Here is an 18,774-nt window from a genome sequence, read left to right as displayed (position 1 = left end):
CGGCCAAGGTTTCGGCCAAGGTTTTACGGAACCGAGCTTTTACCGGGCCGCACCTCCGGCGGAACCCGGCGGCCAGGCTCCCCGTTGCGGGTCGGCCTCCCGCTGCGAGGTCGGTGTCGCCGATGTCCCTGTCGAAGAAGGTGAAGGTCGCTCTCGACGAGACGCGCATCCTGATCCTCGGCTCGCAGGTCCTGCTGGGCTTCCAGTTCCAGGGTGCCTTCCGTCCGGCCTTCGAGACGCTGCCGCTTCGCGACCGCCTCGTCTGGTCCGCGGCGCTCGGCCTGATCACCCTCGCCATCGCCCTCCTGATCGCGCCCTCGGTCGAGCACCGGATGGTGGAGGGCGGCCAGGACACCAAGCGGCTGCTCGGCGTGATCGGGCGCTGTGCCGGGCTATCGCTGGCGCCCTTCGCCCTGGCCCTCGGGGCCGACCTGTATCTCGCCGCCGAGCCGGTGCTGGGCTTCTTCCCCGGCGCGGCCGTCGGCCTCCTCGTCTGCGGTCTCGCCCTCCTGTTCTGGTACGGGCTGGCGGCCCTGAAGGCCCGGAATGTCGGACAAGGCGCGCGCACCATGACAGCCCGCGAACCCGAGCACGCCCCCACCTCCCTGGAGACCAAGATCGAGCAGATGCTGACGGAAGCGCGCGTGATGCTGCCCGGCGCCCAGGCGTTGCTCGGCTTCCAGCTCGTCATCACCTTCTCGGAGGCTTTCGGGACCCTGTCCCTCACCGGGAGGATCGTGCACCTGATCGCACTCGGCTTCCTCGCCCTGACCGTGATCTGGCTGATGGCGCCGGCCGCCTATCATCGCATCGTCTACGCGGGAGAGGACACGCCGGAGCTTCACACCCTCGGCACCCGCTTCCTGCTCGCCGCCAGCGTGACCCTGGCGCTCGGCATCTCGGCCGACCTCGGCGTCGTGGTGGCGAAGGTCGTCGCGTCCGACGGGGCCGGGTTCGTCGCGGCCCTCGCCTGCCTCGCCGTCCTCGTCGGGCTCTGGTACGTGCACCCGGCCCTGCTGCGGCGGAGGCGGGACAGGGCCGCGTGAGGGGGCCCGGCCCCGCGCCTCCGCTCGGGCGGGGACGCGGCATTGGTGCCCCGACCGCCCCATCTTTTCGGCTCGCCGCGGGTGGAGGCTGCCGAGCCTCCACCTTGACGCCCTCGCCGCCATGCGGAACGCTCGTGCGCGGCCGAGGTCCGCTCCGGCCCCGGGCGGCCTGTCACGCTCCCCGCGCGGTTGCAGCAAGCCAGCGGAGACACGGTTGAGTTCAGCGGCCCTTGCCGTCGAGACCCCCGGCCTGCCGAGCCGTTGCGTCCCGCGCATCCGGTCCGCGATCCTCTGCGCGGTCGCGGGCTCGTCGCTCCTCGCGGCATCCGCCGCGGCGCAGCAACTCGCCCTGCCGCCCTTCCGCGGCGCGGGCGGGGATCCGCGCACGGCCATCGCCCAGCCGGAGACCACGAGCCAGGCGTCGGGCGGATATGTCAGCTCGGTCGAGCCCTCGCTCGGCCCCCTCGGCGACCCGCTCGGGATCCGGCCCGTCCTGAAGCAACGGGGCATCGAGTACAGCCTGACCTACGTAGCCGACGTGCTCGGCAATCCCGTCGGCGGCATGCGGCAGGGCGCGATCGTCGAGGACCGCCTGAACCTGCGGCTGAATCTCGATCTCGGGAAGCTCGTCGGCTGGGACGGGGGCACGGTCCACGCCAACGCCTACTTCATCCACGGCACCGGTCTGTCGCGCTACTATGTCGGCAACCTGCTGACCACGAGCGTGATCGAGGCGCTTCCGTCGACCCGGCTCTACGTGCTCTGGTTCGATCAGAAGCTCTTCGACGGAAAGGTCGCGATCCGGGGCGGCCAGCTCGCCGCCGACACCGAGTTCATCGTCAGCCAGACCGCGACCCTGTTCATGAACTCCACCTTCGGCTGGCCCGCCATCACCGGGCTCAACCTGCCGAGCGGCGGACCGGCCTACCCGCTCGCGACGCCCGCGATCCGCGCCAAGATCACGCCGGACGACAAGTTCTCCTTGCAGGTCGGGCTGTTCAACGGCGATCCGGCCGGGGCCAACCGGCCGGGCCCCGATCCCGATCCGCAGCGCCTCGACCGGACGGGCACGAATTTCCGCACCCATGACCCGGCCCTGCTGATCGGCGAGGTGGCCTACGCCTACAACACGGACAACAACCTCGAGACGCTGCCGGGGACCGTCACGTTCGGTGGCTGGCAGAATTTCGGGCGCTTCGAGGATCTCCGCCTCGATACGGGGGGACGCCCCCTGGCAGACCCGTCCTCGACGGGCGTCGCGCGGCGCCTGCGCGGGAATGCCGGCCTCTACGGCATCCTCGACCAGACGATCTACCGGGAGCCCGGCAAGGAGGACGAAGGCATCAGCACCTTCGTGCGAGTCTCGCTCTCGCCGACCCGCAGCAGCCTGATCGACTATTACCTCGATGGCGGCCTGGCCTTCCGCGGTTTGATCGAGGGGCGCGACAGCGACACGTTCGGCGTGAGCGTCGGCTACGCGCATATCGGCCGGCAGGCGCGGCGCGCGGACCGGGATGCCATCCTCTTCAGCGGGGTCGCGATGCCGGTCCGCAAGGCGGAGACGGTCTTGGAGGCGACCTACCAAGCGGTCGTGGTCCCCGGCTTCACGGTGCAGCCGGACGTCCAGTACATCATCCACCCGGGCGCCGGCGTCGCCAATCCCTACGATCCGGCCGGCCGGCGCATCCGGAACGCGGCCGTGATCGGGGTCCGGGCGACCGTGCAATATTGAGGCGCGAGACGCCCCGCGGCGCTGAGCCGGCTACTCATCCGGGCGCGGGGCGCGCCGCGAGGATTCCGATTTGCCTGTGATGCCGGCCACCCGCTAAAGCGCGGCACCGACGCGTTCGCGTCGCCGCACGGGCCTGGTCGCCCGTGCAGCATTCCCGGATCTCGATCCACCTGACGGCGCAGCGCCGACCCAGCCGGTCGGCGCCGTCCCCAGGCCCGAGCAGAAGAGGCCATGCATGCGCAGTTCGTTCGGCCTCAACCGCTCGCTCGGCGGCGCCATCGGGACCATCGCCCTGGTCACGCTTCTCAGCAGCGGCGCGGTGCTCGTCACGCTCAACCAGTTGCACGACGCCACCGAGGCGCGCGGCCGCTCCAGCCAGATCATCCGCACGCTGGGCGAATTCCGCGCCGCCATGGTCAATCAGGAGACGGGGCTGCGCGGCTACCTGATCACCGGGCGCACGAGCAGCCTGGAGCCCTATCAGTCGGGGCGGCCGGCGCTGGATGTGGCGATCACCCGTCTCGGCACCCTGATCGGCGGCGACGCCGAGGCCTCGCGCCTGCTCGCCGACGCCGTCTCGGCGGCCCGCACGTGGCAGTCGGACATCGCCGAGCCGGCCATCCGGCGCGCGGCGGATCCGGCGACCCGGTCGGAGGCCGTCCGGATCGAGGCGGACGGATCGGGCAAGCAGCTGTTCGACACCTTCCGCCAGAAGCTCGGGACCATCGAGGCGGTGGAAGAGGGCAACCGTGTCGCGCAGAACGAGCGGCTCGAGGGTGCGCAGCGCAATGCGAACCTCGCGCTCTGGCTGGGCACCCTGATCACGCTCCTGATCTGCGCCGGGATCGGGCTGGCCATCAACCGCCTGATCGTCCGGCCGCTCCTGCGCGTGATGGCCTTCGTCGAGAGGATCGGCTCGGGCGACCTGTCCCAGACCCTCGAGGCGCGCGGCCACGACGAGATCGGCCGGCTCGGGCGCAGCCTCAACGGCATGGTGGCCGGGCTCGCCGACCTCGCCCGCACCAACCGCGCCGCCACCGCCGACCTGAACGCCGCCGCCGCCGAGATCCGTGCCTCCGCCCAGGAGCAGGCAGCCTCCGTCGAGGAGCAGTTCGCCGCCGTCCAGGAGACCGCCGCCACCGTCGACGAGATCGCGCATTCGGGCGTTCAGGTCACCAAGCGCGCGAGCGAGGTCATCGCCACCGCCCAGGCCACCGCCCAGACCGCGCGCGCCGGATTGCGGGCTGCGACGGATACGGCGCGGGCGATGGACGCGATCCGCGAACAGGGCGAAGCGGTGGCCGGCAACATCGTGGCGCTCTCCGAGAAGACGCAGACGATCGGCGAGATCGTCGCCAACGTCGATGACATCTCGGAGCGCACGCACCTCCTGGCGCTCAATGCCGCCATCGAGGCGGCCGCCGCCGGCGAGAGCGGGCGCAGCTTCGCCGTCGTCGCCGCCGAGATGAAGCTTCTGGCCGACCAGGCCAAGGCCGCGACCGTTCAGGTCCGCGCGATCCTCGGCGAGATCCAGCGAGGCATCAACACCTCGGTGATGCTGACCGAGGAGGCGGTGAAGCGGGCGGCCACCGGCAAGTCGCGCTCCGACACGACCCAGCGCACCATCGAGGAGATGGCTGCCCGCGTGGAGGAGAACGCCCAGACCTTCCAGCAGATCGTGGCCTCCACCAACCAGCAGCAGCTCGGCATCGAGCAGGTGACGGGCGCGCTCCAGAACATCCGGCAGGCGAGCCAGCAGACGGCGGCGGGCACGCGCGAGGTGGAGGCGGCCTCGGCCAACCTCACCGAGCTCGCCCAGGCCCTGATCGCGCTCGCCGAGCGCTACCGGCTCTGAGGCCCGCGGCGAGCGGGCTCCCGCCGGGCAATCTGCCCGCGCGCGCCCGCTTCCGCTCGGGCGCGTCGCGCGAAGCGCCCGCGGTCAGGCCCCGCGGTGACCGCTGCGGCACGACGGCCTTCGTCCCAAGATCCTGATCCCGGATTCGCGGCCAGCGTTTTCGCCCGCGTCATCCAAGTGAAGGATGCCGGCAGCGGTCAGTCGTGCCACCTACGGTCTGCTGCAATGGCCCTGGCGCGCGTCGAAATCGGCAACCTTGAATTCTTTACGGTCGACGCTTGACACGTATAAATTGCATGTATCTAACTGTGAGTTGCACGGACGTCCTGCACAAAAACACCTGAAAGCTGCAGATTGCGGTCTGCAAAGATCAAGACCTATGGAGATGTGCAGTGGTTGCAATCACGCGCGGAACGTCCGCATCGGAGACCTTTAATCCTGCGTCGCAAGAAGGATCGAATCCTTTCGGAGAAGACTCGTCTCTGGTCTACGGCAACGGAGGCAACGATCGTTTCTTCGTCCTCGGGACTCAGAACGATCTGAACCGGGTCGATATCGTCGCCGGCAGCGGAAATGACACGGCGGACGTGAATTACGGCAGGGGCAACTTCCTCGCCGGCGCCGGCAACGACACCCTGGTCATGCATCACGGAGTCTACCAGTACGACGCGGATGCCGGCACGGACACCCTCGCGTTCGACGATTCCATCAGCAGTTACAGCATCTTCGCGGCGGGTGCCGGGACGACGATCTTCCGCGGCGCCCTCGACAACCCGGACCTGTACGTTCAGAGCGCCGAAGTCGAGACGTTCCGCTTCTCGGATGTCACGGTCAATCAGGGGGACGGCAACCAGCTGGTCGACGACTTGCATTACCTTAGCCAGAACCTCGACGTGGCGGCCGCCGGCCTTGATCCGGAGGCGCATTACGCGGCGTTCGGTTGGAAGGAAGGCCGGGATCCGAACCTGTTCTTCGACACCAAGGGCTACCTCGCAGCCTATGGCGACGTGGCGGCTGCCGGCATCAATCCGCTCGAACACTACCTCCAGTACGGTTGGAAGGAGGGCCGGGATCCGTCGGCACAGTTCGACACCAGCGCCTACCTCGCCGCCAACCCGGACGTCGCGGCGGCCGGCATCAATCCGCTGGGGCATTACCTCACCTACGGCGTGAACGAGGGCCGCGCGTTCTTCAACGACGGCATCATCGACGTCTGAGCCGGCACCCGATCCGGGCTTCCGCCTGACCGTGAACCCGCCCGGCTCCCCTTCCCTCGCCGTGGCGGGTTCCTCGCGCTCGTCCCCTGCCTCTGCGCCGCCTCGCGACGGCGGCTTCGTCCCCGCCGCGAGAGGCGGGCGGTGTTGCGCTCCCGGAGCGACGGCCTAGAAACGGTCAGGGGCGCCGACGAGGGCATTCATGCGTGAGGTTCGTTACTGGCACAGCAAGCCGTTCCGGCAGACCTACGGCCGGGACGCCTCGTGGAAGGGATTCCCGAAACAGGATCCGGACGGCTGCTACCTGACGATGGGCTATCGGATCCGGCTCGACGACGGGCAGCCCGAAACCGGCGAGCCGAGCCCGGTCCCGTCCGCATCGGCGAGGGCGGCGCCGGCCCTGCCCCGGCGGCCGCTCCGGCAACCCGCTCCGGAGACGGCGCCCCAGCTTGACCTCCGCCCGGAGAAGGCGGCCCCTCGGGCCTCCTACAGGAGCTTCGGCCATGGCGGCGGCTTCGACGGGTTCGAAGGCCGCATGGCCACCTCCGGGATGGCGATGTCCGGGCCGGCCGAGACGTCGCCGTCGCGAACGGGCGGGCAGCGCCCGAAGAGCGGCTATCGCTGAGGGCGCTCCCGATCAGTGCTCGTGCCCGCAGCCGCAGCCCGGCCCATGGCTGTGGGCGTGCTCGTGCCCGGCATGATCGTGGGCGTGATCGTGGGCGTGCCCGTGATCGTGGTGGTGGCCCTGATCGTGAGCATGCGCGGGTTCGTGCGCGTGGTCGTGGTGGGCATGCTCGTGATGGTGCGCGTGCTCGTGATGGTGATCGTGGCCGCAGGTGCTGTGGTCGTGGGCCGCGCGCTCGGGCCGGAAGGCGCGGGTGACGGCCTCGGCGGCGCAGCCCTGGCCCCGGATCAGCTCCGCGTTGGCGGGGGAGGCCGGCACGTAGAGGATGTCCGCGCCGATCTCGGCCGGCACGTGGCTGCCGCCGAGCTGCCAGGCGAGCCGCAGCAGGCGGGCCGGGTTCTCGGCCCGCACCGCGAGGAGCGCCTCGCCCGCTGCCCGCACCTGGATCAGGCGGCCGTCCTCCAGGCGCAGGGCGTCGCCGTCCTCGAGTGTTCCGGCCTTCGTCAGGGCGAGGCTGAAGGCGAGGCCGCCCTCGGCCGTCAGCGCCCCCTCGCTCCGGCCGCGGCCGGCATGGTCGAGGGTGACGGCGTCGGCGATCTGCTCGGGGCGGACCGCCGCCTTGCGGACGATGGTGGTGGCTCGCAGCATGGAATCCTCGTCTCTCATCAGGGCCGGGACACGCGCGGCCCCCTCACGCCCCCTCATGTCGGCACGGGCCGGCAGGAAGGGAAGATTCTTCGGTGCGATCCAGGCCTTCGCAGGAACCTTGACCGTGTGGCGTGCATTCACCGCTCATAATGGCTAAGCTCGGCCCGCACCACGGCGAAATGCTGGACCAATAGACGGCACAAGGGAGACCCCGTTCATGAAGAAGATCGTTGCGGCCGCACTGGCCGGCACGCTCGCCCTCTCGGTCGGAGCTTGCAACACCCCGCAGGACCGCGCCCTCGGCGGCGCCGGCCTCGGCGCGCTCGCGGGCGCTGCAATCGGCGGCGCCGCGACGGGCCGCGCGGGCGGCGCGCTCGCCGGTGCGGCGATCGGCGGCGCGAGCGGCGCGATCGTGGGTGCGGCCACCGCCCCGCAATGCCCCTACGGCACCTACCGCGACGCCTACGGCAACGTCTACTGCCGCTGATCTCACCGCATCGAACCCACGCCGAGGGCCGGAGCCGCGCTCCGGCCCTTTTTCGTGGTCGCGGGAGCGGCTATCCCGGGCGGCATCCGAGCGCCGGCCTTCCGCCGGCGACGCCGAACCCGCACCGCGCCCTCCGATGACCCTTCCCCTCCGCGACGATCCAGCCCCCTCCCCTCCGCGGCGGTCCCGCCGATGACCTCGGGCATCTGGGGCAAGCTCGGCGGCGTCGGGCTCGGCATGGCAATCGGCGGCCCGCTCGGCGCGCTGGTCGGCGGCGTCGCCGGCCACTTCCTCGTCGACCGGGAGGGCGCGCTGTTCGGCACGACGCCGCGCGACGTCGTCTTCACCACGGGCCTCGTGGCGCTCGCTGCCAAGATGGCGAAGTCCGACGGCGTGGTGACGCCCTCCGAGGTCGAGGCCTTCGGCAAGGTCGTGCAGGTCGCTCCCGAGGCGCGGGCTGGCGTCGAGCGCCTGTTCGACCTCGCCAAGGCGACGACGAGCGGCTTCGAAGCCTATGCCCGGCAGATGGCCTCCGCCTTCCGCGAGGAGCCGGCGCTGCTCGAGGACGTGCTCGACGGGCTGTTCCACATCGCCAAGGCGGACGGCGCACTGCACGAGGCGGAGGAGCGCTACCTGCGCGCCGTGGCCGAGATCTTCGGCCTCGGCGCGGACGAGTTCCGGCGCATCGCGGCCCGGCACGTGGCGCTCGCGGGAGACGCCTACCTCGTCCTCGGGCTCGACGAGGCCGTGGACGATGCCGCCCTCAAGGCGCGCCACCGCCAGCTCGTGGCCGAGTACCACCCGGACCGGGCCATCGCCCGCGGCCTGCCGCCCGAGGCGGTCGCGATCGCCAACCGCCGGCTCGCCGCCATCAACGCCGCCTACGACCGGATCGCGGCCGAGCGGGGCCTGCGGTGAAGCCGTCTCCCGAGAGCCCGGTCGCGACGGGGGTCGTGCCCTCGCCGAACCACGGCGAGCGGCAGGGAGCCCCGCCCGATCTGCTGATCCTGCACTATACCGGCATGGAGACGGCGAGCGCCGCGCTGCAGCGCCTCGCCAACCCCGTGGCCGAGGTCTCGGCCCATTACTTCGTGTTCGAGGACGGGCGCGCGGTCCAGATGGTGCCGGAGGGCCGCCGCGCCTGGCACGCGGGTGCCGGCGCCTGGAAGGGGGAGCGCGACGTCAATTCGCGCTCCATCGGCATCGAGATCGCCCATCCGGGCCATGTCGGCGGCCTGCCGCCCTATCCGGACGCGCAGATCGAGGCCGTGATCGCGCTGGGGCGCGACATCGCCGCGCGCTGGCGCATCCCGTCCGAGCGCGTCCTCGCCCATTCGGACGTGGCGCCGGAGCGCAAGGAGGATCCGGGCGAGGTGTTCCCCTGGGACCGGCTCGCCCGGGCCGGGCTCGGCCACCACGTGCCGGCGGCCCCGATCCGGGACGGGCGCTTCTTCGCGCGGGGCGATGCCGGCCAGCCGATCGAGGCGCTGCAGGCGATGTTCGGCCTCTACGGCTACGACCTGCCCGTGACGGGCCTGTTCGACGCCCGCACCCAGGCGGTGGTGACCGCCTTCCAGCGCCATTTCCGGCAGGCGCGGGTGGACGGTGTCGCCGACGCCTCGACCATCACCACCCTGCGCGACCTGATCGCGGCGCTGCCGGGATAGGGGCCGGGCTCAGGCCCGGCCGCGGATCTCGGCCTCGCCCCCGACATCCTCCGCCTTCGCCTCGCCGCGGGTGCGCCAGAGGCTGTAGGCGATGCCGGCGAAGAGCAGGACCAGCGTCACGACGAGCGACACCCACGGCGGGATCTCGATCAGCTCGAACGTGTCGGCCACGACGATCTTGGCGCCGATGAAGATCAGGATGAAGGCGAGCGCGGTCTTCAGGTAGGCGAAGCGCTCCACCATCGCGGCGAGGGCGAAGTAGAGGGCGCGAAGGCCGAGGATCGCGAAGATGTTCGAGGTGTAGACCACGAAGGTGTCGGTGGTGATGGCGAAGATCGCCGGCACGCTGTCGACGGCGAAGATCACGTCGGCGCCGTTGACGAGGACGAGGGCGAGGGCGAGCGGGGTCAGCCACAGGACCGGCTTGCCGCTCTGCGGGTGAGGCTGCCGCACCACGAAGCGCTGGCCGTGCAGTTCGGGCGTGATGCGAAGGCGCTTGCGCAGCCAGCGCACGGCGGCGTTGTCCTGCACGTCGCCCTCGTCCTCCTCGTTCGAGAAGAGCATCTTGAGGCCGGCATAGATCAGGAAGGCCGCGAACAGCGAGAGCACCCAGGCCGCCTGATGCACGAGGGCGGCGCCGAGCCCGATCATCAGGCCGCGCAGCAGGATCGCGGCCAGGATGCCCCAGACCAGCACCCGGTGCTGGGCGGCGCGCGGGATGCCGAGGGCCGACAGGATGACCGCGATCACGAAGACGTTGTCCATCGACAGCGACTTCTCGACGACGAGGCCGGCCACGTATTCCTGGCCCGCCTGCGGGCCGAAATACCACCAGACCCAGCCGCCGAAGATCAGGCCCAGGGTGAGATAGAAGGCGGTGAGGCCCAGGCTCTCCTTGACGCCGATCTCGTGGTTCTTGTCGCGATGGAGGAGGCCGAGGTCGAAGGCGAGAAGCCCGAGGATCAGGGCGTGGAAGCCCAGCCACATCCAGACCGGCTTGCCGAGCCACACGATGTACAGGAAATCGACCATCCGCCGGACCCGCGATGCTTCTTGAGGGAGAGCATCGGCTCCGACATCACGGAAGCATCAAGAATGCGTCCCGCCAGAGGGGCCCGCAGCCGATCCCCGCGAGTTGGGGACGGGACGGGGGTGAATCAAGGGCGCCTCGCCCTGCCGAAAGCTCGGCCGTTCCGGAGCGGCCCTCGCCCGCGATAGCGGTTGACAGCGCGGCCTCCCGGACCCTTCCCCATCCCATGGACACCCGAGCGGATCAGACACTCGCGATCGTCGGCGGCGGGCCGGCGGGGCTCGCGGCGGCCGAGGTTCTGGCGGAGGCCGGGCAGGCCGTCACGGTCTACGACCGGATGCCCTCGGTCGGGCGCAAGCTTCTGATCGCGGGGCGAGGCGGGCTCAACCTCACCCACAGCGAGAATCTGCCCACCTTCCTCGCGCGCTACCATCCGCCCGGCAGCCTCGGGCAGGCGATCGGCGACTTCCCGCCCGATTCCCTCAGGGCGTGGTGCGAGGCGCTCGGCGAGGAGACCTTCGTCGGGTCGAGCGGACGGGTGTTCCCGAGAAGCTTCAAGGCCTCGCCGCTGCTGCGGGCGTGGCTTTCCCGGCTCGCCCGCCTCGGCGTGACGATCCGGACCCGGCACCGGCTGGTGGGCCTGTCGGATGGCGGCCTCGCCTTCGAGGCGCCGGAGGGTCCCCTCGCCCTGCATCCCCGGGCCGCCCTGCTGGCGCTCGGCGGGGCGAGCTGGCCCCGCCTCGGCTCGGACGGGGCCTGGGTGCCGCTCCTCGGAGGGATCGGCGTGCCCGTCTCGGAGCTGCGGCCGGCCAATGCGGGCTTCACGGTGGCGTGGTCCGAGATCTTCCGGGCGCGTTTCGCGGGCGAGCCCCTGAAGCGTGTCGCCCTCCACGCCGAGGGCGAGACGGTGCGGGGGGAGGCCGTGATCACCGCCGGGGGCATCGAGGGCGGCGCCGTCTACGCCCTGTCGCGGGTCCTGCGGGAGGCGATCCGGACGCGGGGCGAGGCCCGCCTCGTCCTCGACCTGCGGCCGGACCTGATCGAGGCGGCGCTCACCGCCCGCCTCGGGGCGGGGCGACCGGGCCAGTCCATCGCGACGCGCCTGCGCAAGGCGGCGGGTCTCTCCCCCGTCGCGGCCGGGCTTCTGCGGGAGGCGGCCGGCACCGCCCTGCCCGCGGCTGCGCCGGATCTCGCCGCGCTGATCAAGGCCGCCCCCCTGCGGCTCACCGCGATGCGGCCGATCGAGCGGGCCATCTCGACGGCCGGCGGCATCGAGGCCTCGGCCCTCGACGGGCGCTTCATGCTGCGGGCGAGGCCCGGCCTGTTCGTCGCCGGCGAGATGCTCGATTGGGAGGCCCCGACCGGCGGCTACCTCCTGCAGGGCGCCTTCGCGAGCGGGCGGGCCGCGGCGGCCGGGATGCTCGACTGGCTGCGGGAGGCGTGAGCCTCACAGCCTCGCGCAGAAGCCGACCATGCCGGCGGCCTCGGATGGGCAGGTCGCGCCCGCCGTGCCGCCGGCGAGGGGCGTGAAGACCGGGCTGCCGCCCTTCAGGCAATAGGCCGAGACGACGACCTCCCCCTCCTCGCAGGCGAGCTTGCAGCCCTCGAGCGGGCAGGATTCCGCGCGCACGGCCCGGAACGGCGCGGGGGCGGAGGTGCTGGCCGTCGAGGCTGCGGCCCCCGGTTCGCCGCGGGGACCGGCCGGTCCCGGCTGACCGGGCACGCCCTGAGGCCCCGGCTCCCCGCGTAGGCCCGCCTCCCCCTTCGGGCCGGCCTCGCCGCGCGCGCCCGGCTCGCCCTTGGGACCCGTCTCGCCCTTCGCTCCGACCTCACCCTTGGGGCCGACCTCACCCTTGGGGCCGGCCTCACCCTTGGGGCCTGATTCTCCCTTGGGGCCTGATTCTCCCTTGGGGCCGGCAGGCCCCTGCAGCCCCGCCATGCCCTGCGGCCCCGTCGGACCCGGCTCGCCCTGCGGGCCGGCAGGCCCTTCGGGGGCGCAATTCGCCACCACCACCTCGCGCTCGTCCTCCTCCGCCTTGAGGGTCGCCACGCAGGTCGGCGGCCGGTGAGGCAGCCGGAAGACGAAGCGGCCGCGACGGTCGGCCATCACCGAGATGTCCTCGTCCATCACCACCACCGTGCCGCCCTTGCGCACGGAACCGGAGATGCGCAGGTCCCCCGCCTCGATGCGGGCGTCGTAGACCATGATGGGCTGGCTGGGGGCCTGGGGCCGCCGGGCGGCGCGCGTCGGACGGGCAGGCGCGGCAGGCGCGGCCTGTGCGGCCGGCCCCTCCGGCTGCTGGGCGAGGGCTGGCGGCGTGCAGGCGAGCGGAAGCAGGCCCGCCAGGGCCGTAGCGACGCGAGCGAGGCGCATGGACGTTCCCCCGAATGATCCGCGCCCCGTTCGGGCGGGCGGGGGACATTGCAGCCCCCCGCGCGCAGCGGTCAACCCTCTCTCCGGGGCCTCCGGCCGAGCTTCGAGCGGAGCCGAATCCACAACCATCCACACCTCTCCACAGGGCAACATCCTGGCCCGGCGTGGAAAAACGCCGGCCGCCGGAAACCGGTTGAGCTTGTTCCTGTTTTGTTCCTATCGTGGCCGCATGGTCGGAGCCGGGCAGGATGGAGCGGTCGCATGAGGAACCGGACGAAGGGGCGTGCGCCGCAGGCCCAGCGGGGGCCGGGCCGCCCGACAAAGCCGCCCGCCGCGCCGCGGCCCGCGCGGCCCTGCGCGGGGTCGCGGCGGAGGGCTCGGGCAGACGCGTTTCCGATGTCCTGCCCCTCGGCCTGGCCTCGGTCGACGCGCATCTCCCCGGCGGCGGCCTCGGCCTCGGCCGCCCCCACGAGATCGCCCCCCTCGTCGAGGGCGACGAGCCCTGCGCCCTCGGCTTCGGCCTCGCCCTTCTCGCCCGCCGCCTCGACCAGGTTGCGGGCGAGGCCCTCCTCGTCGTCGCCCCCGGCCATCCGACGCCCTACGGCCACGGCCTCGCCGGGCTCGGGCTCGACCCGGGCCGCGTCCTCCTCATGGAGGCGGGCAGCGACGCGGAGGTCTACCTCGCCCTGGAGGAGGCCCTGCGGGCGGGAAGCCTCCCGGCGCTCGCCGGGTTCGTCGGGGACGGCCTGTCCCTGAAGCAGGGGCGGCGCCTGCAACTCGCCGCCGAGGCCGCGGGGCCCCTCCTCCTGATCCTGCGCCCGGCCCGCGCCGAGGCGCCGAACGGCGCGGCGACCCGCTGGCGGATCGCCGCGGGCGGGGGAGCCCGAGACCGCTTCGGCTGCCTCGCCGGCCCGCGCTGGCGGGCGCATCTCGACCGCTGCCGCAACGGGCGGCCGGGCACGTGGCTGTTGGAGTGGGATCATGCCGCGCATCGTTTCGGTCTGCCTGACGCATTGGCCGGTCACCCGCCTGCGGCGCGCCTTGCGGGAGGCTGACGACGGGCTGCCGATGGCCGTCGCCGCCCTGGGGTCCGGCGGCCTGCGCCTCACCGCGGTCGATGCCCGCGCCCACGCGCTCGGCCTGCGTCCGGGCGAGCCGCTCGGCCGCGTCCAGGCCCGGATCGGCACGCCGCTGCGGGTCCACCCGGCCGATCCGGAGGCGGACGCCGCCGCCCTCCTCCGGCTCTGCCTCTGGGCACAGCGCTACACGCCCCTCGTCGCACCCTTCGGGGCGGCGGAGGGGGGCGAGGGCCTGTTCCTCGACGTGGCGGGGGCGAGCCACCTCCTCGGCGGCGAAGCGGGGCTGATGGCCGACCTCGCGGGCCGCCTCTCCGCCCACGCGATTCCCGCCCGCATCGCACTGGCCGATACGCCGGGCGCCGCCTTCGCGCTGGCCCGGCACGGGCGGGACGGCACCATCGCGGCGCCGGGAGCGAGTGCCGCCTCCCTGCGGGCGCTGCCCGTCGAGGCGCTGCGGCTCGAACCTGAGACCGTCGCAGCCCTGAAGCGCCTCGGCCTGCGCCGGATCGGGGCGCTGGCGGACGCGGCCCGGGCGCCGCTCGCCCGCCGCTTCGGGGAGGCGCTGCTCACCCGGCTCGATCAGGCGCTCGGTTTGCGCGCCGAACCCCTCGCCCCGCTCGGCGAGGCGATCAGCTACGGCGCGGCCCGCGGCTTCCTCGAACCGATCGGTCGGCAGGAGACGATCGTGGCGACCGCGCAGCGGCTGATGGGGGAGATCGCGCCGCGTCTCGAGGCGGACGGGCTCGGGGCCTGCGCCCTGCGCCTCACCCTGCACCGGGTCGACGACGCTCTGCGCGCCCTCGATCTCGGTCTCGCCGAGCCGACCCGCTGCCCGGAGCATGTCGGCCGCCTGCTGCGCCTGCGCCTCGACCGGCTCGGACCCGACCTCGACGCGGGCTTCGGCTTCGAGACCGTGCGCCTCGACGTGACGGGAACGGGCGCGATGCCGGCGCGGCAGGGGGCGCTCGCCCGCTTGGCGGAGCCCGAGACCACCGCGCTCGCCCGCCTAGCCGACGCCCTCGGCCAGCGCCTCGGCCGCCGGGTGATCCGCCTGGAGGCGCGCGAGAGCCACCTCCCGGAGCGGGCGGACGTGCTGGTGCCCTGGGGAGCCGTGAGGGCAGGCGGGACCCCTCTCCCGAACGGGAGAGCTCGAGTCCGCGCCAGCGCACCCGGTGAGGGGCGCGACGTCTCCGGAGAGGCCGCCCCCCTCGCCCCACCCCTCTCCCGAACGGAAGAGGGGGCGGGGCGCGGCGTCCCATCCATCCTTCCGCCGCGCTCAAGCGGGCATGGGGATCCCGAGCCCGTCACCCGCGTCGTCCTGCACTGGCCCGGCCCGGAGGAGGGCCTGCGCCCGCGCCCCCTCGTCCTGTTCGAGCGCAGCGAGGCGGCCGAGGAGGTGATCGCGCTGGCGCCGGAAGGACCGCCGGAGCGGTTCCGCTGGCGGCGGCGGCTGCACCGGGTCGCCCATGCGGAGGGGCCGGAGCGGATCGCGCCCGAATGGTGGCGGGGTCTCGGCAAGGGCAGCCCGGACAAGACCCGCGACTACTACGTGGTCGAGTGCGAATCCGGGCGCCGGCTCTGGCTCTACCGGGACGGTGCCCACGCCCCCGGCGAGCCGGCGGGCTGGTTCGTGCACGGGCTGTTCGCGTGAGCGCCTACGCGGAACTCGCCGTCGCCACGAACTTCTCCTTCCTGCGCGGCGCCTCGCACCCGCAGGAATACGTGGAGCAGGCGATGGCCTACGGGCTCTCGGCCATCGGCATCGCCGACCGCAACACGGTGTCGGGGCTTGTGCGCGCCCATGCGGCCGCCCGGGTGAAGCCCGCGAACCCGCGGGACCCGGACGAGGAGGAGCGGTGGAAGATCCGCTTCCTGCCGGGCGTGCGCCTCGTCAGCGAGGAGGGCTTCGAGGCCGTCACCTACCCGATGGACCGGGCGGCCTATGGCCGGCTCTGCCGGCTGCTCTCGGCCGGCAACCGGCGCGCGCGCAAGGGCGAGTGCCGGTTCGGCTTCGCCGAGATGCTGGAGGCGGCCGAGGGCCAGATCTTCATCGCGATGCCGCCGGGGCGGCGCCTCACGCCGGGCAAGGGCTTCGCCGCCCATCTCGAGGCGCTCGCGGCCGCTGCGCCGGGCCGGACCTATCTCGGCGGCAGCCATGCCCGGCGCGGCGACGAACGGCGCCGCCTCGGGCTCTTGGCCGAGCTCGGCGAGCGCCTCGGGGCGCCGCTCGTCGCGGTCTCGGACGCGCTCTACCACCACCCGGACCGGCGCCCGCTCCAGGACGTGGTGACCTGCATCCGCGAGGGCTGCCGGATCGGCGAGGCCGGCTACCGCCTGGAGGCCAACGCCGAGCGGCACCTGAAGCCGGCCCACGAGATGGCCCGCCTCTTCGCCGACCATCCGCAGGCGCTCGCGCGCACGCTCGAGATCGTGGAAGCCTGCGACTTCTCCCTCGGCCAGCTGACCTACGAGTATCCCTACGAGCCGGTGCCGCCGGGCCGGACGGCGCAGGAATATCTCGAGGAGAAGACCTTCGAGCGCGCGCTCTGGCGCTTCCCCGAGGGTGTTCCGGAAACCGTCGAGGCGACGCTTCGCGAGGAGCTGCGCCTCATCGCGAAGATGGGCTACGCCCGCTACTTCCTCACCCTGTTCGACCTCGTGGAATTCGCCCGCGGCCGGGGCATCCTCTGCCAGGGGCGCGGCTCGGCGGCGAATTCCGCGGTCTGCTACTGCCTCGGCATCACCGCGGTCGACCCGGCCAAGCACCGGCTTCTGTTCGCCCGCTTCATCTCCGAGAACCGGGACGAGCCGCCCGACATCGACGTCGATTTCGAGCACGAGCGCCGCGAGGAGGTGATCCAGTACCTCTATGCCAAGTACGGCCGCGAGCGCGCCGCGATCTGCTCCACCGTGATCCATTACCGGCCGCGCTCGGCGATCCGCGAGGTCGGCAAGGTGCTGGGGCTGACCGAGGACATCACCGCCGCCCTCTCCGAGACGGTCTGGGGCTCCTGGGGCAAGGACCTGCCGGACAGCCACGTCGCGGAAGCCGGGCTCGATCCGGCCAACCCCGCGATCCGGCAGGCGGTCGACCTCGCGGTCGCGCTGATCGGCTTTCCCCGCCACCTGTCGCAGCATGTCGGCGGCTTCGTGCTGACCCGCGGGCGCCTCGACGAGACGGTGCCGGTCTGCAACGCCGCCATGCCCGAGCGCACCTTCATCGAGTGGGACAAGGACGACATCGACGTGCTCGACCTGATGAAGGTCGACGTGCTGGCGCTCGGCATGCTCACCTGCCTGAAGCGCGGCCTCGCCTTCCTGGAGCGGGATTACGGCCACGCCTACCCGACCCTGGCCGACCTGCCGCAGGCGGACGAAGCCGTCTACGCCATGCTGGCGCGGGCCGATTCCGTCGGCGTGTTCCAGGTCGAGAGCCGGGCGCAGATGTCGATGCTGCCGCGGCTGAAGCCCCGGGAATTCTACGATCTCGTGGTGCAGGTCGCGATCGTGCGCCCCGGGCCGATCCAGGGGGACATGGTCCACCCCTACCTGCGCCGCCGGGCCGGGATCGAGCCCGTCACCTACCCCGCCCCCCACCCGGCCCACGGGCCGGCGGACGAGTTGCACGCGGTGCTGCACAAGACCTACGGCGTGCCGCTCTTCCAGGAGCACGCCATGCAGATCGCCATCACGGCGGCGGGCTTCACCCCGGCGGAAGCCGACGGCCTGCGCCGGGCCATGGCGACCTTCCGGCACGTCGGCACGATCGGCGCCTTCGAGGAGAAGTTCGTGGGCGGCATGACGGGCCGCGGCTACCCGCGCGACTTCGCCGAGCGCTGCTTCGCGCAGATCCGGGGCTTCTCCACCTACGGCTTCCCCGAGAGCCACGCCGCGAGCTTCGCCCTCCTCGTCTACGCCTCGGCCTGGATGAAGTGCCGCCACCCGGACGTCTTCCTGGCCGCGATCCTCAATGCGCAGCCGATGGGCTTCTACCAGCCGGCCCAGCTCGTGCGGGACGCCCGCGCCCACGGCGTCGAGGTGCGGGGCCCGGACGTGAACGCGAGCGACTGGGACTGCACGCTGGAGCCGGCCTCCGAGCCCCCGCCGCCCGGCGGCCCGCGCCGGCTCGCCGTGCGCATCGGCCTGCGGCAGGTGAGCGGCCTGCCCGAGGCCGCGATGCGCCGGCTCGTGGCGGCGCGCGGCAACGGCTACGCCAGCATCGAGGGCCTGCAGGCGGCCCTCGCGCTGCCCCGCAACGCCCTGGAGCGGCTCGCCGAGGCCGACGCCTTCCGCTCCCTCGACCTCGACCGGCGCGCCGCCCTCTGGATGGTGCGCACGCTCGAGGGCACCTCGGCCCGCAGGGCCGCGAAGGCCGCCGCCGAGGCGGGAGCGGACCGGCGGGCGCATCTCCTCGAGACGCCCCTCCCCCTCTTCGCCTTCCACGCCGACGACGGCCTGTTCCGGCACGAGCCCGCGGTGGCGCTCCCCGCCCTCGCCCCGAGCGAGCAGGTGGCGGAGGATTACGCGGCGACCGGCCTCTCGCTGAAGGGCCACCCCATCGCCTTCTTCCGCGGGCGGCTGACCCGGATCGGCGCGATCCCCGCCCGCGACCATCTCGACGAGGCGCTGGCCCCGAACAGCCGGGTGACGGTGGCGGGCCTCGTCCTCACCCGGCAGCGGCCGGGCACGGCCAAGGGCGTCGTCTTCCTGACGATCGAGGACGAGACGGGGATCGCCAACGTGATCGTCTGGCGCAAGGTCTTCGAGGCGAACCGGCGCGCGGCGATGACAGCCCGCTTCCTCGCCGTGCGCGGCCGCGTGCAGCGGGAGGGCTCGGGCGAGCACCGGGTGGTGCACGTGATCGCCGAGCGCTTCCGCGACCTCACGGAGGAGCTGCGGCTCCTGCGCGAGGGCGGGATGCGGCTGCCGCCCGAGACCAACGATTTCGGGGCGCCCCTCGACCGCCGGGTCTATCGCAGCCGGGACTTCCACTGAGGGGAGCGGTGCCTCGACAAGC

15 protein-coding genes are annotated in these 18,774 nt (G+C 72.7%); 12 read left to right on the top strand and 3 right to left on the bottom strand.

The genetic code is table 11. The features are described 5' to 3' along the window. The first annotated feature begins 122 nt into the window (after window positions 1-122). From J2X36_RS06045 to J2X36_RS06025, 5 genes are all read left to right on the top strand, one after another. The gene (locus tag J2X36_RS06045) at window positions 123-1,046 is read left to right on the top strand and encodes a DUF6328 family protein (RefSeq protein ID WP_310347291.1); all 924 of its coding nucleotides are present in this window, start codon (window positions 123-125) and stop codon (window positions 1,044-1,046) included. Window positions 1,047-1,296: 250 nt separating this feature from the next. Next, entirely contained in the window at window positions 1,297-2,778 is a 1,482-nt protein-coding gene (locus tag J2X36_RS06040; RefSeq protein WP_405029739.1) for a carbohydrate porin, read from the top strand. A gap of 235 nt (window positions 2,779-3,013) precedes the next feature. Beyond that, the gene (locus J2X36_RS06035) at window positions 3,014-4,633 is read left to right on the top strand and encodes a methyl-accepting chemotaxis protein (RefSeq protein WP_310347290.1); all 1,620 of its coding nucleotides are present in this window, start codon (window positions 3,014-3,016) and stop codon (window positions 4,631-4,633) included. A 392-nt stretch (window positions 4,634-5,025) separates the two neighbouring features. Next, window positions 5,026-5,850 carry a hypothetical protein gene (locus J2X36_RS06030; RefSeq protein ID WP_310347288.1) on the top strand — a complete coding sequence of 275 codons (825 nt, stop codon included), beginning with the start codon at window positions 5,026-5,028 and terminating at the stop codon, window positions 5,848-5,850. A 199-nt stretch (window positions 5,851-6,049) separates the two neighbouring features. Further along, the gene (locus J2X36_RS06025) at window positions 6,050-6,472 is read left to right on the top strand and encodes a hypothetical protein (RefSeq protein WP_310347287.1); all 423 of its coding nucleotides are present in this window, start codon (window positions 6,050-6,052) and stop codon (window positions 6,470-6,472) included. A gap of 12 nt (window positions 6,473-6,484) precedes the next feature. On the opposite strand, the gene J2X36_RS06020 is transcribed toward J2X36_RS06025, so the two are convergent. Then, window positions 6,485-7,120, bottom strand: coding sequence for an urease accessory protein UreE (locus J2X36_RS06020; protein ID WP_310347285.1), 636 nt, complete (start codon window positions 7,118-7,120; stop codon window positions 6,485-6,487). Between the two features lie 217 nt (window positions 7,121-7,337). On the opposite strand from J2X36_RS06020, the gene J2X36_RS06015 reads away from it, so the two are divergent. From J2X36_RS06015 to J2X36_RS06005, 3 genes are all read left to right on the top strand, one after another. Next, window positions 7,338-7,607, top strand: a complete 270-nt coding sequence (locus J2X36_RS06015; protein WP_132255709.1) for a glycine zipper domain-containing protein — start codon at window positions 7,338-7,340, stop codon at window positions 7,605-7,607. Window positions 7,608-7,799: 192 nt separating this feature from the next. Continuing rightward, window positions 7,800-8,525: a TerB family tellurite resistance protein gene (locus tag J2X36_RS06010; RefSeq protein WP_310347282.1), complete on the top strand. Its 726-nt coding sequence runs from the start codon at window positions 7,800-7,802 to the stop codon at window positions 8,523-8,525. Next, window positions 8,522-9,274, top strand: coding sequence for an N-acetylmuramoyl-L-alanine amidase (locus J2X36_RS06005; RefSeq protein ID WP_310347281.1), 753 nt, complete (start codon window positions 8,522-8,524; stop codon window positions 9,272-9,274). The genes J2X36_RS06010 and J2X36_RS06005 overlap by 4 nt, the downstream gene beginning before the upstream one ends. A gap of 9 nt (window positions 9,275-9,283) precedes the next feature. Here the strand turns inward: J2X36_RS06005 and J2X36_RS06000 are convergent, their stop codons facing one another. Beyond that, a complete protein-coding gene (locus tag J2X36_RS06000) occupies window positions 9,284-10,306 on the bottom strand; it encodes a TerC family protein (protein ID WP_132255712.1) in 1,023 nt (340 codons plus the stop codon). Window positions 10,307-10,530: 224 nt separating this feature from the next. Here J2X36_RS06000 and J2X36_RS05995 point away from each other — a divergent pair, with 224 nt between their 5' ends. Continuing rightward, window positions 10,531-11,748 (top strand): TIGR03862 family flavoprotein, encoded by a 1,218-nt coding sequence (locus J2X36_RS05995; RefSeq protein WP_310347279.1) that lies wholly within the window; start codon window positions 10,531-10,533, stop codon window positions 11,746-11,748. Between the two features lie 3 nt (window positions 11,749-11,751). Here J2X36_RS05995 and J2X36_RS05990 read toward each other — a convergent pair whose 3' ends face one another. Beyond that, window positions 11,752-12,678: a collagen-like protein gene (locus J2X36_RS05990; RefSeq protein WP_310347277.1), complete on the bottom strand. Its 927-nt coding sequence runs from the start codon at window positions 12,676-12,678 to the stop codon at window positions 11,752-11,754. A 248-nt stretch (window positions 12,679-12,926) separates the two neighbouring features. Between J2X36_RS05990 and J2X36_RS05985 the strand changes: the two genes are divergently transcribed. From J2X36_RS05985 to J2X36_RS05975, 3 genes are read left to right on the top strand one after another with little or no spacing between them, the layout of a single operon-like run. After that, window positions 12,927-13,733: an ImuA protein gene (locus tag J2X36_RS05985; RefSeq protein WP_310347276.1), complete on the top strand. Its 807-nt coding sequence runs from the start codon at window positions 12,927-12,929 to the stop codon at window positions 13,731-13,733. Further along, window positions 13,660-15,408 (top strand): DNA polymerase Y family protein, encoded by a 1,749-nt coding sequence (locus J2X36_RS05980; protein WP_310347274.1) that lies wholly within the window; start codon window positions 13,660-13,662, stop codon window positions 15,406-15,408. The genes J2X36_RS05985 and J2X36_RS05980 overlap by 74 nt, the downstream gene beginning before the upstream one ends. Then, window positions 15,405-18,752 (top strand): error-prone DNA polymerase, encoded by a 3,348-nt coding sequence (locus tag J2X36_RS05975; protein WP_310347272.1) that lies wholly within the window; start codon window positions 15,405-15,407, stop codon window positions 18,750-18,752. Before J2X36_RS05980 ends, J2X36_RS05975 begins: the two co-directional genes overlap by 4 nt. Window positions 18,753-18,774 lie beyond the last annotated feature (22 nt).

The organism is Methylobacterium sp. BE186 (assembly GCF_031457035.1).
GTDB classification, from domain to species: domain Bacteria; phylum Pseudomonadota; class Alphaproteobacteria; order Rhizobiales; family Beijerinckiaceae; genus Methylobacterium; species Methylobacterium segetis.
This window is presented reverse-complemented; position numbering and strand designations above follow the sequence as displayed.